The sequence below is a fragment of the Micromonospora sp. DSM 43699 genome (assembly GCF_055517075.1).
Genome location: NZ_JBTMMT010000278.1, coordinates 1 through 314, shown reverse-complemented (window position 1 = coordinate 314; position 314 = coordinate 1). Strand labels below are relative to the sequence as shown.

At 67.5% G+C, this 314-nt stretch carries 1 protein-coding gene; it reads right to left on the bottom strand.

The window, feature by feature from the left end; all coding sequences use genetic code 11:
* Positions 1 to 314: GTP-binding protein (locus AC0AIB_RS31635; protein WP_465098147.1), on the bottom strand; the 314-nt coding region annotated here is incomplete at both ends.

Genomic DNA, 314 nt, shown 5'->3' with positions numbered 1-314 from the left:
CGATCCGCTCGAACACCTCCTGGGAGAAGTCCACCAGGTCCATCTTGTTGACGCACAGCACCAGGTGCGGCACCCGCAGCAGCGAACACAGGAACGCGTGCCGCCGCGACTGCTCCACCAGCCCCTTACGCGCGTCCACAAGCACCAGGGTGAGGTCGGCGGTGGACGCCCCGGTGACCATGTTGCGGGTGTACTGGGTGTGCCCGGGGGTGTCGGCGATGATGAACTTCCGCCGGGGGGTGGCGAAGTACCGGTACGCCACGTCGATGGTGATGCCCTGCTCCCGCTCGGCCCGCAGACCGTCGGTGAGCAAC